The following is a 14,943-nucleotide window of genomic DNA, read 5'->3' on the forward strand; positions in this document are numbered from 1 at the left end:
CGAAATTCCTGTAGTTTGTCAATAATCATGGCTGTAGATATGTCTTTCTTTTTTATCTACTTTAGGCAGTTTGTATCTCTTTTACTCTGCCTTTCTTACCTTTTTTAGTCTAAACTCCAGAAAGCTCATAACCATAGAACTCAACAACTGATAGAAGTTAATTAGAAAGTCACCGACTGATTCACAAATACCTGTAGTTCTTTACCTGCGGGGATAAAGAAGACATTAGGACGGGTTTTGATTTCTTCGAGCGCCTGTTGACTACGACGATTCAAAGTTTCTGAGAGAATGCCAAAGCCACCACTGAGCGCCGCCCCAATATAATTCGGTGGTGGTGCAGTATTAACCGTAGAACTGCCGCCAAGCGTGGATATGCTGCTGGTACTAGTCGGACTATTGGTGAGTTTGCCGACTTCAGCAAGGGCGGAGGTCAGAAAAGTGCCTACGTCCATACCGCTAATCTCCGAACCGCGATCGAAGTATTTATCCGCAATTAACGGCGCACCATCCGCTCCACGGATCGTAATCGCATTGGCGGGAGGCGTAAGCTCTCGACCATTGATCACAATTCCAACCACATCTAGTTCTGATAATCCTGATTTGGCATCCAAGGGACGCGCAACCACAATTAGAGAGGCATTCGCAGGAATCGCCACTTTCCCATCCGCCGTTGAAATCGCTTCTTGGAGCGTGACGATAAATTTCGGGATTAGTCCTGGTGCAGAGCCAATCACACGACTACCATCAGTGGAGAACACCAAAGCTGTTTTCAATGATGCTCTTGCGGTAGTCCCCACTAGCAAAGTATTGGCACTGGTAGCCTGAAGTGATTTTTCGGATTGGGCGAGATAACTGGTTAGAGAATCTGAGCGCGGTTTCTCAATCACAAGGCTTTGGGTGCTGACATTACTAGCGATCGCAGGGTTAGGCGCGATCACTTTCGGCATTTCGCTAGGAGCCGCCAGATTTCCGTAACTACCAATGCTTGCCAATCTCTGCCATTCTTCAGCAGGATTTTTAATTTCCGCAGGTGGAATAGCTGCAAAAATACGGGAGGGCATCACCATCGGTTCGACTGGCGACATGATTTGTCGTACAGGATAGATGGGTGCACTTGCCAATGGCGGCGCTGATAGGTTGCTCATTACAGGCGACTCAAGAGCGCGATCGCTAGATTTCGTGGTATTTGGGTCTGGCTTGTCCTTATCTTTGCCATCGAGTTTAGAGTCTGTCTTCGGTAAAACGGCTGGACGCAATGTTTTCGATTTACCTGCGGAAAGCTGACTACCCAAAGCCAAATCGGTCTTGAACTTCGCGATTTCCGCATCTTTGGGATCGAGGGTAGAAGCGACAACAGCATTCGCATCTTTGCCACCAGATTTCGCATCTAACGGTTTGGCACTGGATGACATGACGCTATTCATGAATAGTCCGACTAGCAAAAAGCCAAATAAGCCCGCGCCGCCGACCAAAGCAATTTTGGAAAAAGGACTACTAATCAGTCCCCGTATGGTGCGATGCCCCTCTGGAGCGAGATCGTCATCTTCATCAACATCGTTGGTTTCACCACCCGCATCTGGCAGTACATCAGGCTGAAAACCCGTTAGATAGGCAAAGTCAATTTCATCAGCTTTTACATTAACTTTTTCAGTAGCTTTTACATCAACTAGAGGCTGTTCGACAATTTCCGTAATCATGGCAACTCCTGTCACATATTTAATCCAATATCGAGAAAATGAGAAAGCCTTATTTCAGATCGGTTCTGGCAAGGTCGCGCATGGCATAGATTTCTAGACCAGAGGCTCTAACTTTGAAAATGGCTTGCTCTAATGGCGAAGCATCAGCTTTGAGGTTAGGGACATCGATCGCCTGAATAAAGATTTCTTTGTTAAAGGGAACCGATTCACCAACTTGATTGCTGGGACTAAAAGTAACCAGATTTGCCACGAGGTTGACTTTCCATTTCCCCTTTTCAATCTCTTCAGGGGCGGTAATGCTCTGAGGCACTAAAATCACCTTGCTCCCACCTGAAAATACTTCTGTCGGTGTTAATTCCGCGATCGATGAAAGTAAACCTTTGCGGAAGTCTTCGGAAAAGCCGAAACTTGCTTGCCAAGCGATCGTGGTAATTTTCTTTTTCAGTCCTTGAGCGGAGGTAACTTCCACACCAGGATCGAGAACGGCTTTACCATTCTGAGCATCTGATGGCAATTCACCTGTCCATGTCATCAGAGAAAGCAATTGCTGAGTCACAAACTGCTTCACAATTTCAGGCGATCTCGCTTTGTTCTCCATCGAGATCGCCGTAATCGCTTTCCCGCCAACTAGCTGTACTAATGTTGGTGGTTTCTGGGAGGCAAGGGAGAGATATGCACCCGTCAAGGCGATTAGTCCCAAGCTATTGAGAGCCGATAAGCCCAATATGCCAAACAGGATTGAGACGACCAGTACATCTTTAGGAGTTTTGGCTTTACTGGGAGAGGATGGAGCAGGAATAAAACTATGCAAAGCAGTAGTTTCATCTGTTTTGTTTTCTGTATATGAATTCATTTTGATTACCTACTTAGAAATTCGTAGCCCGATATTTAAACCAGCCGAAGCCGCCGCACTTGCTGCCGAGAGAATGGCGCTAAAGATCGCCATACCGCCACCAGCCGATAGGGCTAGGGCAAGAATTGGTGCAAGCAGTCCAAGGGTGATCGAGATCGAGAGCGTATCCAATTGCGCGGAAGCTGCGATCGCCGTGGCGGCAAGTCCTGTAATGATGTTCAAACTTAGCTTTGCCATACCCAATGACCAGAATCCTGTCATCCATGCATAGAGTGGCTTTGCGCCAATCGGTAGTAATGAAGCACCGACAGCAAGAGGACCGAGTAAACCTGTGAGCAGAAAACCGACTTCAATCAAAGCTTGAAAAGCCGACTGCATTGCGATCATAAAAGTCTCGATCGCCGCGAGCATAATCGAGCGGGCAATAATTGTGCCAGGGAACAGATTCGTAACTGCTTCCAGTGGGTTTTCGCTTGCCTTATCGATTTGTTTTTTTAACTTGCCAATCAAAGCCGCCGCCACCGCACCGTAGTTTGTCTCATAGCCGCTCAGTAATGCTTGGGCTTTGGTATTCACCTCTTGCAAGCAAGCTTGCATTTCCGTATTTTTAGTGATGCTATTGCATTGCTGGCGATAGGCAATTATTTGCTCTTGAGCGACAGAGAAATCAGCTAGGGCGGATAGGGTTTTCTCTAATTTGGCGGTTGAGGTAATCGCCCCCAACACCGAGTTATTGGCATTGTTGATTACTGTCCGCATCCCATTGGTTAGCCCAATCAGGTTTTGACCGCCATTGGTGAGCAGCACAATCACAATGATCGGCCAGATTAATTCACCAAATTGTCGATAACTCTGGTCATCAATTAGGTTCTTGGTAAATTGGATCGTCCATAGCAGTAAAGAAGCTACGGCAATAATGAGTCCGAGATTGGTAAGAGCTTTGTAGAGAGTGCCATTGAAAGCCAGTTCCCACGTATCTTGCCATGCCCCCTGCACGGCTAGTGATACCTCCTCTGAATTGTTGACAATAACTTGAGCAATCAGCATGGTTAATCTCTTTAGCGTAGGAAGGTATAGGGCATCCGTTGTTGAATCGTAGAGTTGCGTTCCATCACCCGCTCTTGGCGATCGCCTTTAAGGGCGGTATTAATCTGGTTGAGATTGAGCAGGGAGGTTGCACCTTGCTGAGTTTGTTGTACTTGCAAAGCAAGTTGCTGTGCCTCAATCTGAGTGCGTTGGCTATTTTGTTCGGCGACTTGAGCATTCTGGTCGGATAGCACGCCAATTTGATTGGCAACATTACCAAGCTGATTGGCATTGTTGCCAAACTGGGAAGCAATATTCGAGAGAATTGCCGAATTGCCCGAATTTTGTTGCGCCACAATTTTCAGTACATCCTGTGTGGCTACGGCTTCTTGCGCTTGCTGTGATAGCAGATCTACCTGTTGAGCGATAGAAAATGCACTCTGAGCAAAGCTGACTGAGTTGGCGGCAATTTGTTGAGCCGTACTAGCGATCGCGGCATTGGTTTGAGCGCCTGTAGTTGTATTTAGCGATAGCTGTCCGACATTCTGAGCGTTGAGCATCATCTCTTCGAGGGTTTTCTTCAGCCTTGCTTGCCCTTCTTCTCCCAAGACATTCTGGACAGAAGCATTGGTAACTGAAGCAGTAACCATCCCTTGATTTGTAAATGTGCCATTTAACCCAGCGCTGTTAAATGCACCTTTAATCGAGGCGAGTACCGCCGCTTCAGCTTTGCTAGGGTCTGGGATGCCTAGTTGTCCGATTGATTGGGTAATTGCGGCTTGGACTTGGGGTAGGTATTGACCGAGCGCCTTGTCTAGTTGCGCTTTCAGGAAGTCACCAGAATTAATTGAGGTAATCAGTTGATTGACCTGTGCGATTAATCCTGAGAGTTCGGCAGGGACTGGTAATTGCAGCGCACTTGCATCTCTTGGACTGGTCAGAATTAGCGAAAAAGTAACTAAACTGAGGGCGATTGCTTTGGAGGTTTGACGATTGATTTTCATAGTGTTGTAGGAAAGTTGCTCAGGATTGGAAATCAAAGGACGGCTTCAGGTAATTTGAGCTTGCGCCCATCTCGCAAAGCACTAGCCATCTCTCGCGAAAAAGCAGCTAATCCTTTGTATGGATCTTTCAGCGAATCCATGAAAGCGGTGCGGGCTTCCTGCTCGTCGGGGTTATTTGCCACAACCCCAAGCTGGATATAGCTGGGGAAGAAGCGCACGAAGGTATAAATTCCGCCATCATCCAGTAACCATTGCGAGTAAATCGATTCCCGCTTCGGGTAGAAACGCTCCTCCGCATTCTGTGCAATTACGGCTCTGGGATATTTGAGGATGCTGACAAAGCTATCCACTGCCGAGGGTTGAATTCTGCCAATTAATCTCGTCGATAGATTTTGGAGAATCTTGGAAGCTGATGGCGATCTGGCGATCGTGTCAGGATCTTGGGCGGAAATAATCACCTTGATACCAGCCTTGGCTCCATTGGCACAGAGCCGCGCCACCATTTCTGAGATCGTCGGATATTCAAACAGGATCGGGGCTTCATCAATAAACAAAATACTGGCTGGCGATGATAAAGCGCGTCTGAGGGCTGCTGAGTATGCCGACAAAGCCAGAATTGCTGCATCTTCCGCTTCCGATAAGTTTCGCAGCGCAAATACCAATAGTCGCGCATCACTGCGAAAAGTAGATGGACGTGAAATCGCTTGACCAATGCGAGAGTTTAGCCAAAACCGTAATTGAATCGTGATTTGATTAGTAGCCTGATCGATCTGTTCGCTGCTTGCCACATCCGCCTCAATCTCCGATTTTCCTTGATGCAGAAAATAATCCAAGAAATCTGACAGGGTGGGCATCTGACTCCATGCTTCTGTGCCGAACCCATCGGCGATCGCCCGATCGTATCGGGATTTAATCTGCTCGTCGTCAAAGAAGGCATTGACCACAGGCACTAACAAAGCCCGAATTAGTTGCCGCAGTTGTCTTTCCGAGGATGACAGGTCATGCTGACTTGCTCCGAATACCATCGTCATCAGCGCTGATTCGACAAATGATTTGAAATCTCGTAGACGTTCTTCCGCTTGCTCAGGGGCGAACGCTCTTAAATCTGGTAGTTCGAGTAAGTTTGATGACTCTTTACTGATATCAAAATATGCGCCTATATCGCCGATAAAACGGGTGTAGTCCGTAAACGTACTCGTACCATCAGGTTTCGGGAAATCAAGCGCAACAATTTGCTGGTTGTTGCATAGGGCTTGCGATATAAAAGCTGATACCAATACCGACTTACCCGCACGGGTCGTGGCAAAAATACCGATATTCCGATGCTTTCGTACATCCAGATACAGAGGCATACCGCCTTCTTCGGTAATCAATTCAAACCCAGTCTCATCGACGGATCTGGGCATGACACAACCCGTAAAGGCAACTGCTTCATCGGATAGGTAAACATGACGACGGGGAAAGGGTTGAGCGAGCAAATTACCAACCGTAATTGGTAAGGTCTGTTTCCACATCAACCACGCATATTCAGTTTCACGCTCTACCCATGCAGGACGTTGAAAACAACTACAAAAATAACGACAGGCATCATCAAGGGCATTGGGACTAGGACGGCGAATTAATATCGCTACCGCCACGTTGATCGGAATTGCGCCTTCATAGAGTGCTTCTTGGGCTTTGACCGCTCTTTGTTGTTTCAATGACGCATTGACATTGATGTTATTCAAGGAAGCGGATTGCTCTTGCGAAACAATGCTTTGCTTGGTCACGCGCTGCATATTCGCTTTGACAATCGTTTCATTTGCCCTTGTGAACTGACAAAAAACTTCGGTGTTTGATATCGCATCACGGGCGATCGCTTCCCAGAGATAGCGCATCTGTTTACCCTTGGATACCCAACCGCCTGGTTTATCCATGAAGGTGAGGACACCAATGTATTCGCCCTTTAGGTGAACGAAACCATTGTCAGCAAAAGGAATTGAGTCAGGACGCTCTAGCAATAATGTTTTCATATGCACTTGCGTAGTCACTTGTTCCTGCACACCACGATCTGACATCACCAGCAATTGTGGAATCGGTGGTGCTTCACTGCTGTTAAATTGCTGCCAGAGATGTTCCCATAGTTCAAGATCTGTTAAGGGTCGTAAATCCAAACCCATCCGATTGGATAGAATCTGTTCCCAATTCAGAAATCCATCAGTAAAGGCTTTAGCAAAAGCAATCTCATGACGCTCCTGCTCAGCTTCTTTTTCTTGTCCCACCAATTGCTGATACAGCTTCTGCACCCAAGCCAGCACTTTTTCTAGAGCATCATTGCCCTCGGCAGTCGATCCGCGAATCGTGTAAGTTGCATAGAGGCGTAGGAATTTAGGTTTTCTCAAACCCGCTTTGGCTAACTCCTGTACCCTTTGCTTCTCACCCATCACCAGAAACTTTAACTGCGGCGTATCAGCTTGTTCATAGAGTTCTTGAAGTTGATTTTGGCGATCGCTGTCAGAACTAACCGAACCAAAATGCACCGTCAGTTTTTCGCCATCAGGGATATCTTTCAATCCCGATTGGATCGCGTCAAACATTGATGTTTCTTGCTCGGCAGACAGGGTGGTATGAATACCTTTAGATTCCCAGCCAAACACAAACTGCAATGATTCTAGGGATGAGTTACCTTGTTTGAGGACAAAGCAACTCACCGTCCGATCTCGTAGCTCAAACTTGAGGATGCATTCTACGGCAAGCTCCTTTTCAAAGTGCTTATAGCCTTTACGATTAAATTTTGGATTAGCGACGGACATATCTTTTTGGCTCCTGTTTGCTCATGTCCCTATACCGATACGCGCCTCGCGTCCATCGCGGTACAGGGATAAATTTCGATAGAAACCGATAGGGCTTGGAACCCGTTAAAATCCACCATGTCGTATTCCCCCAAGCCACGATGATTGATACCCATAGCCATGACATATTCAAAAACACGTAGCAAATCATAAACAACGTGAAGCTGATGATTGCCCAAGGAATAATCAGTTCCGTGGGAAACGGTCCAATCTTCGGGCTTGCACCCAGAATGGCATTGACCTTACGGAATTTGTACTCGTCTGACATGGTTTCTAAACCCCAGTAATAACTGCGGCTAGGATATCTCCCATAGTCACTGTCACAACCAAAATCAAAGGGGTACGCGCTAATTGTTGCCAATCATCGTCATTTCTGGCTGATTGGATCACTTTCACCAGTCCAATCCCTAGATAAATCACAAACAATGCTCGTAGCACGTTAAAGATTAGGGCAACTAAAGATGCATTTATGCCAGGAATCGCACCGCCTAACCATGTCTGAGTTTTGTTGAAAAACTGGGCTTGAGCTGGCTCAATTGTAAAAATCAACAGTAAACCGATCAGGAAACCAATTCCTGTGCCTAGCAGTAACACGGGGCTGTACTTACGATTTCGCAAATGCTGCTCAACTTTGCCATACAGCATCAATAATGTCTTGGGAAAAGCCAACAGCAAGCCAATAAAGGCAAGTAATGCGGTCAGGTACATGCTTCTAGAACAGGAGAAAGCAATGACAATTCCGACCACTGTGGCGGTTAATGTAGCAATTTGCGGGTCTTGGATTCTATTAAAGAACTTAGAACCATTGCGATGAGGAGTATAGGTAACTCTCATCCCATCGTTTGGGGATGTTTTCATTTTTTCAATTTGGGAGAAATTGGGCTTCTTTGCTTGACTGCATCTTGCACCATAGACCTGTTTTGGTCAATCACCGAAGCTCGACACAGTGCTGATTTAGGCTGTATTTGCAACATCACGTTTACGGCGATGATCTGCTAAAGCGTCATTTAAACCACATCGAAGATATTGCTTTCGCAGTCGCCATAGACAAGTCCTTTCGATACCCAGAACCTTGATTATTTCTGGGATGTCAGCTCCATTATGCATAGCTAGTAACACTTGAGCGCGATTGAGCATCGAGATGTGGCTAGTCCCCTTACGACAAAGCTTTAGGCACTGCTGATAATCAGCGTTTGAGAGAGTTAGTTTTAATCTTTCCATGTTGCAGATGACGTTTTGTTAAGTTGTTAGTAAAGTATTGCCAAATGCATGTTTTTCGTTAGTTTTTTAGCAGTTTAGATCACTATTCATTTAGTTGTCGGACAATCGATAGTTAATTCATTTCGCTAGAATGTTTAATATGATACTGTACATTCTCTTGTTCATGAACATTAATATTCTATTTGAAAGAACTTAATGGAATCAGATATTATCTGCAATATTTCTATTGTCTATTAGTCCAAGAATTTACTCAATTTGTTTGAGGATGCTAAAGCTATAGACTAGATCAGAAAAAAGCTTTCTAATTAGCTATATCTCTATGGAGGCAATTTCTCATGTCAGGAAATTTGAAAGGTAAAGTTGCCTTGGTAACGGGAGCATCAAGGGGAATTGGGAAAGGTATTGCCATTGCCTTGGGTGACGCGGGTGCGCTGGTCTATATCACGGGTCGCAGCGTGAATGCTGATAATTCTACAGATTCTGTTTCGGGTAGTTTATTAGACACCAAGTCCGCAGTGGAAAAAGCAGGTGGGATATGTATCGCCGTGACCGTTGATCATAGTGATGATGAGCAAATTAAATCTCTATTTGAGCAAATTGATCGAGAACAAAATGGACAATTAGGGGTTAACGCACGAAACGGAATAAATTGTACGTTAAGCCTGCATTCATTTCTACATCTGGCTTAGAAGTCTTGGCAACCATCTTGAGAACTGTCGAGCATTAAGCGTTGTCAGGTGTCCGCAAGGGTCTGAAATTGCCCTGTTCAACTTCCTTGTTCTGCTGCCAGACATAGTTTCCATTTAAGTTGATATGTTCCCAACCTAGTGGAGATAGATGTATCAATAACTTATCATCTACAATTTTTCCTGAATCTCTAAGTGACTGTACGGTCCTTTCCAGATAAACCGTATTCCATAGAACGATAGCAGACACAACCAAATTAAGACCACTGGCACGATAGCACTGTTTTTTAAAACTCCAGTACTGATGAGGATGCTCTTAATTGGTTTCATCATTGTGGCATCTGCTTTGAGCCTTTTCGGTAGGTTGTTTTGTGATGGGTTTGATCGGAATTTGCTGTAATTCTCTACAATGTCTCGGAAATCAGCCGAATCTCGATCTATCGATCTTTCTGGAACAAGAAGCTTTGTGTAATAATGCTTCCAATGAATGTGTGGCTCAGATGTAATGCTCCATTCTGTTCTGAGCTTTAGTTGGGAATTATCAAAATTCGCGTCTAAAATCACTGCCTGAAAAGGATTTCAAGCAGTAGTTTTAGACACGAATCGTTGCCATACCGCTTTTCCTCTAATCTATACAGATTGTTTAAGGAATAAAAATCAGAGATTTGTTGTTCTTAAGTGTATCAGCGATCGCAGATTGACCTTGTTTACGATAAAGCGACACAGCCATAGTATAAGAATCAACCATGTCTTTGTATAGGTTTGTTTGATCTTTTCCCTTAATGGAGTAGCTAGATTTCAAAAGGTGAAGTAAAGTCCATCCCTTATTATGAAAAGCTTCCGCACTATCAGGTTGTATACTTGTAGCTCTGTCAAATAGCTCAAATGCTCTCTCCCAATTTTTTTGCTCTCCAAGTAGTGAGCCTAAACGTAACATAGCAAACGGGTCATCCTTAAATATTCTCAGATAATTGTCATAGGTTTGTCCTGCTTTGTGGACATCTTTTGATTTTTCATGCAGGATTGCTAAATTTAACCAGATCCAACGAGGAACGTTATTTTTGGTGGTAGCTTGTTCAAAAAGTGGCAAGGCAACATCGATATCCCCACTTGCGATCGCTTGCCATCCCTTAAATCCTATGACAAAGGAGTTATTGGGGAGAAGAGTCTCAAAGTTGTCTAGACAGGCGATCATCTGTGGATGTTTGCTGCCTAGATGCTTATCGATCGCTAATGCTTGACAAGGGTAGACCCAATATTGGAGTTCCTGAGCATTCTTGAAATTTGATGATTTAGAAATATAACTTGCTTTAATTGCATTGGGAATTGCTTGTTGCCAATCGCCTATATTTACGAAAATCCATGCTTTTAAACCTTTAGCAAATGCGAGATATTCATTGTTAGCTTGAGTTTCATCGAGATTTAATGCAGTATCTAATACGTTAGTTGCTCTCGACCAATTCTTCGTTTTGCCTAAGACCCAAGCAAAATTTAGAAGTATCCATGCTTTTTTTGATTGGCTACTTGCCGCTTTTTCGAGATGCTGAAGCGCCTTTTGCCATTCTGATTTGCGGCAATAAATAAGTCCTAAAACGCCGTTAGTATCGCGTTCACTTGGTCTTTGTTGTAAGGCTTGTTCTGCATTTGCTTTAGCTTCATCTAATTGATTTTGGTGGAGCAGGATTTGTGCTAACTCAATGAGAGCTTTAAAGTTATCTTTTTTAGAAGAAAGAACATCTTCATATTTTTTGATTGCTTGATCTAGTTTGGCTTGCCTGACAAGATTACGAGCATCAATATGATCACGGCTTACGGGATTACCATTAAGAAATTCAATTAGTTGATCGACATTGATAAATCTTTGATTGGTATGAATTGCCATACCAATCACAATAATTTCTTCTAACTCAGGAGTAATAGTTATTCCCATTTGACTGGGAAGTTTTAATGAATCAATACCCTTATCTCTTTCGGATATAATTCTTTCCATTGCAATTGGAGGTAAGCAGCCTGATATTCCGTGATAAATAGAAGCACATAAAGCGTAAATATCGGCACTAGCAGTTCTTTTGCTAGAAGGAGTATATTGTTCGGGGGGGGCATACCCAGGAGTGAGTAGTTGAGTATGATCTGCTGTTTTATTTTCCTCAAATTCTCTAGCTGTTCCGAAATCAATTAGAATTGCTCGATTTTGATTTAAGTCTTGAGTAATCATGATATTGTCAGGCTTGATATCACGATGCAAAATTCCCTGCAAATGAATCTCTCGTAGTGCTTCAGCTAGCTGAACGAAATATTGTCTAAGCTCAAGCTCAGGAATTCTTGTTTGTTCATCAATTAATTTATTTAGTGACTTTCCTTTGATGAAATCCATGACAATATAGCAAGTATCGTTTTCTTCAAAACAGTCACGATATCTGACAATACTTTTATGAATACATTTTTGGAGTGTTTCAGCTTCACGGCGGAATTCTTCTACAGCAGCTTGAACTTCATTTTTAGTCGTTCCTGGAATCATCCGAGTAAACATATTTCCCCACAAAACTTTTAATCCTTTTCTTCCCTTCCCTGGGAATCTCTCCTTAATAACTACTGTTTCTCCTGTTATTTGATCTTCAGCACGATAGGTGATGCCAAATCCACCTCTATCAATTTTGCCGATAATTTTGTAGAGATGCTTACCATTTAATAGAATTGTGTCACGAGGGAGATCGAAAGTTATTGCTTGAGCTGTTTTCAGAGGAGTACCACAAATTTGGCAGAAGTCTTCATTATCAGGGTTTTCTATGGAGCAGCTAGGACATTGGAGCATGGTTTATTTCCCTCACAATTAGTTGATATTAATTATTTGTATTGCTGCGCGATCGCAGATTCTAGAGCCATGATTGTGGCATTGTCGGTAGCACCTCTTGCTAAAACTAATTCAATTACTTGATTGATTGCTGATGCTATGGAATTACAATTCACGAAAATATCACATAATTCATCGGGTGTAACTAAATCCCAAACACCATCAGAGCTTAGGATCAGCATATCACCATCCTCTAAACTCATGAACAGGCTTTCGCCAAAGGTCTTTAGGGTTTGGATCTGGTCAGTGTTAAATCGACCTGATGAGCCAAGCGATCGCGTTAGGATGTTACGGTCGGGATGCTTTAGGCTTTCTGCATAGGTAATCTGCTCGGTGGCGAGTAGGGTGGCGATGAGGGAATGATCTTCACTTATTTGGCAAATGCAACCTTTTCTAATTAGGTAAATGCGACTGTCGCCAATATGCGCGATCGCTAGTTCTTTGCCAATTGCGAGGACTGCACTCAGGGTTGTGCCGCCGTTGCGGACTGCTCTGCTAATACGAGTATTGGCTTCTCGTATTGATGAAAGTAGCCATTCACTCCATTGAGATATGCCTTTGGAGCTATGCACAATATTAGTGGGCAATGGATATTCCATGAGGGTTTTGACTGCCAATTTACTGGCTACATCACCGCTTTCCATACCGCCCATGCCATCGGCAATGATACCTAACATTAGTGTTTCCGATTGTGCTCCAATGGATTGCTGGCGGACACCGTAGGTATCTTCGTTTTGCCAGCGACTCATGGAGAGTCCTAATGTAGATTTGCTGGCTACTTGCCAATGAATTTCAATCTGACCGAGCGATTGCTGGGTTTCGACTAATAGGCTGAGTAGTTGAGATACAGAGGGGCGATCGCCGTTGGGGGCGAGGCAAGCTGTGAGTATTTGGTAAATCCCTGGGATTGGTTTGATTTCTAGGGGGACGTTTTCGCTGACGCGGGGTTGTTGGTTATGGATGGCTTCGTAGAGAAGCACGCCGATCGCATAGCTGCTCATCTGTTCATCGACGGGTCGCCCAAAGGCAAGTTCGGGAGGGCAGTAGGTTCCAATCATAGCATTTGCAGGGATTTCGGCGATTTTAAATGCGCCTACGAGGTCATAGAGTTGGATGGGTTTGGTGATGGCGATCGCCTTGGGGTTAATCTGAACGAGGCTCCAGCCATGCTGGCTGATGTAGTTGATGAGTTGGCAAAATTGAATGATGACGGGGAGTATGCTGGAAAGTTCTTTTTCTGGTTCTAGCCAAGTTGCTAGTGAGGTTTCTAGTTCTGGTAAGTAACTTAAACAAAGGATGCCACGATCGATTTCGATGTCTTGGATATGTTGGTCATAATGTTCTTCTTCTAGGTATTCTGAGGTTTCTTCAAGGTTAACATCTGGGAATAGTTGCTCTAGTTCGCTAAGTTCATCTTCGGGTTGGTCAAGGTTAAAGTTGATTGCATAATTTTCTTCTGGGATGGGAATGTCTGTTGTGTTGGGTTGGAGGGAGATATAGATATGTTCGACTATGTTTGTCTCAAGTAGGGGGGCGATCATGCGATGGTTGGCTAGGTGTTGGCGGAGTTCTAGTTCTTTTTGGAGTGCGCCATCGGTTTTGCCGACTCGGAGGAGTCCTAGTTGGGGTGTTTGGTTGGTGTCGGATGTTATTTGGATTTGGAAGTAATGAACATCGGCAAAGCGTCCCCAATAGGATTCAATGGCGATTTTGTGGTCGTTTATTGAAATGTGTTGGTGGAGTTGGATTTTGAGGGTGGTTGTGATTTCTGAGATATTCATTATAAGTAATCCTTATCAAGTTGAGGATGACGTTTCCCAGTAGAAAGCCAATAAAGAGGAGATATTAATCCGAATGGTTTCCATACTTGAGAATTCTTTAATGTTCCACTAGTGTATCCATTATCCAGTAATGTTTGGTTAACATTTGGCACAGGAGGTTTAGTACTAATCATTCCAAAATTAGACATTGCGAAGTACTCGATCTCAAAAACTGTTTTCAATGCTTTATTGATTTGATAGGCTTTCGGAAATAATTTTTCAAATAGTTTTTCAGCACCAAATCGACGAAGTTGAGTATAAAGTTTTACATCATCACACCTGTTTAAACCAATTGCTATTCGACTAGTACCTAATTTTTCTCGCTTTCTTAATTCGTTAATTATTGGTTTAAGTTCTGCTAGTAGATCTTTTTCGTTCATTTGTCCATTGAATAAAATCAAAATAAGAATATCTGCTTCATTTAGATTTATATTTTCTTCCGTCCTTAATCCACCATCAAGATAGGAGAGGTCATTTTGAAATGGAGTTCCTCTAGGAAAATCTTTGCAGGAAAAGCAACCATGAGTAATTGTGCGCTTTCCTAAAATATATTTCTGATCGATGGTAAATCCAAAAAAATATCGTTCAATTGAGCATGATCCTAACAAAAGACTTGATTGCATCATTACATTTTTTGCTGATTCAGACAGTCCTTTTGAATTATGATTAAGCGGTTCTATACGTAATAAAATGTTGCCAATTTTTCGGCTAGAAAGTAGTGTTAAGGCAGCTAAATAAGTAGTCACCCCTGGAGTTCCTAATCCAAAAACAATAACCTGATTATCAGCTTTAATCTCAACTAGCTTAGTTGGAAATACTAGCAAGGCTTTAGTGTTCAAAAGTGCTACAAGCACCTTTATAAATCCATTAAAGATATATTTAATCAAATTCCACAAACTTCCCAGAATTAGTACAATGATGCTAAGAATCAAATACGGCATAGGAATTACTATG

Annotated in this window: 11 protein-coding genes and 2 pseudogenes; 1 reads left to right on the top strand and 12 read right to left on the bottom strand. The window is 43.5% G+C overall.

What is annotated here, in order from left to right:
• Positions 1-161: 161 nt before the first annotated feature.
• The 8 genes from B9G53_RS25495 to B9G53_RS25530 form a co-directional block, all read right to left on the bottom strand.
• Complete coding sequence (locus B9G53_RS25495) at positions 162-1,712, bottom strand: TrbI/VirB10 family protein (protein WP_141211896.1); 1,551 nt, start codon at positions 1,710-1,712, stop codon at positions 162-164.
• Positions 1,713-1,746: 34 nt separating this feature from the next.
• Positions 1,747-2,550, bottom strand: a complete 804-nt coding sequence (locus tag B9G53_RS25500; protein ID WP_094536233.1) for a hypothetical protein — start codon at positions 2,548-2,550, stop codon at positions 1,747-1,749.
• A 9-nt stretch (positions 2,551-2,559) separates the two neighbouring features.
• Positions 2,560-3,597, bottom strand: a complete 1,038-nt coding sequence (locus tag B9G53_RS25505) for a hypothetical protein (RefSeq protein ID WP_094536234.1) — start codon at positions 3,595-3,597, stop codon at positions 2,560-2,562.
• 11 nt (positions 3,598-3,608) lie between these two features.
• Positions 3,609-4,580, bottom strand: coding sequence for a hypothetical protein (locus B9G53_RS25510; RefSeq protein WP_094536235.1), 972 nt, complete (start codon positions 4,578-4,580; stop codon positions 3,609-3,611).
• Between the two features lie 32 nt (positions 4,581-4,612).
• A complete protein-coding gene (locus B9G53_RS25515; protein WP_094536236.1) occupies positions 4,613-7,372 on the bottom strand; it encodes a hypothetical protein in 2,760 nt (919 codons plus the stop codon).
• Positions 7,359-7,679, bottom strand: a complete 321-nt coding sequence (locus B9G53_RS25520; protein ID WP_094536237.1) for a hypothetical protein — start codon at positions 7,677-7,679, stop codon at positions 7,359-7,361. Before B9G53_RS25520 ends, B9G53_RS25515 begins: the two co-directional genes overlap by 14 nt.
• A 5-nt stretch (positions 7,680-7,684) precedes the next feature.
• Positions 7,685-8,269 (bottom strand): hypothetical protein, encoded by a 585-nt coding sequence (locus B9G53_RS25525; protein ID WP_094536238.1) that lies wholly within the window; start codon positions 8,267-8,269, stop codon positions 7,685-7,687.
• Between the two features lie 96 nt (positions 8,270-8,365).
• On the bottom strand, positions 8,366-8,632 hold the full coding sequence (locus tag B9G53_RS25530; RefSeq protein WP_141211897.1) for a helix-turn-helix domain-containing protein: 267 nt from the start codon (positions 8,630-8,632) through the stop codon (positions 8,366-8,368).
• Positions 8,633-8,967: 335 nt separating this feature from the next.
• Here B9G53_RS25530 and B9G53_RS28795 point away from each other — a divergent pair.
• Positions 8,968-9,261 (top strand): annotated as a pseudogene (locus B9G53_RS28795) (SDR family NAD(P)-dependent oxidoreductase); the annotation flags it as partial.
• Positions 9,262-9,355: 94 nt separating this feature from the next.
• Here the strand turns inward: B9G53_RS28795 and B9G53_RS25540 are convergent.
• The 4 genes and pseudogenes from B9G53_RS25540 to B9G53_RS25555 all read right to left on the bottom strand — a co-directional run.
• Positions 9,356-9,613: pseudogene (locus tag B9G53_RS25540) on the bottom strand (Tn3 family transposase); the annotation flags it as partial.
• A 348-nt stretch (positions 9,614-9,961) separates the two neighbouring features.
• Positions 9,962-12,130 carry a serine/threonine-protein kinase gene (locus B9G53_RS25545; protein ID WP_094536241.1) on the bottom strand — a complete coding sequence of 723 codons (2,169 nt, stop codon included), beginning with the start codon at positions 12,128-12,130 and terminating at the stop codon, positions 9,962-9,964.
• A gap of 32 nt (positions 12,131-12,162) precedes the next feature.
• Positions 12,163-13,950 (bottom strand): PP2C family serine/threonine-protein phosphatase, encoded by a 1,788-nt coding sequence (locus tag B9G53_RS25550; protein WP_094536242.1) that lies wholly within the window; start codon positions 13,948-13,950, stop codon positions 12,163-12,165.
• On the bottom strand, positions 13,950-14,943 hold a 994-nt coding region (locus B9G53_RS25555), incomplete at its 5' end, for a hypothetical protein (protein ID WP_217901679.1). The genes B9G53_RS25550 and B9G53_RS25555, both read right to left, overlap by 1 nt.

It is taken from the genome of Pseudanabaena sp. SR411 (assembly GCF_002251945.1).
Classification (GTDB): Bacteria; Cyanobacteriota; Cyanobacteriia; order Pseudanabaenales; family Pseudanabaenaceae; genus Pseudanabaena.

Coding starts and splice junctions, on each gene's coding strand:
- B9G53_RS25500 (WP_094536233.1), bottom strand. CDS start 2,550: ATGAATTCATATACAGAAAACAAAACAGATGAAACTACTGCTTTGCAT.
- B9G53_RS25505 (WP_094536234.1), bottom strand. CDS start 3,597: ATGCTGATTGCTCAAGTTATTGTCAACAATTCAGAGGAGGTATCACTA.
- B9G53_RS25510 (WP_094536235.1), bottom strand. CDS start 4,580: ATGAAAATCAATCGTCAAACCTCCAAAGCAATCGCCCTCAGTTTAGTT.
- B9G53_RS25515 (WP_094536236.1), bottom strand. CDS start 7,372: ATGTCCGTCGCTAATCCAAAATTTAATCGTAAAGGCTATAAGCACTTT.
- B9G53_RS25520 (WP_094536237.1), bottom strand. CDS start 7,679: ATGTCAGACGAGTACAAATTCCGTAAGGTCAATGCCATTCTGGGTGCA.
- B9G53_RS25525 (WP_094536238.1), bottom strand. CDS start 8,269: ATGAAAACATCCCCAAACGATGGGATGAGAGTTACCTATACTCCTCAT.
- B9G53_RS25530 (WP_141211897.1), bottom strand. CDS start 8,632: ATGGAAAGATTAAAACTAACTCTCTCAAACGCTGATTATCAGCAGTGC.
- B9G53_RS25545 (WP_094536241.1), bottom strand. CDS start 12,130: ATGCTCCAATGTCCTAGCTGCTCCATAGAAAACCCTGATAATGAAGAC.
- B9G53_RS25550 (WP_094536242.1), bottom strand. CDS start 13,950: ATGAATATCTCAGAAATCACAACCACCCTCAAAATCCAACTCCACCAA.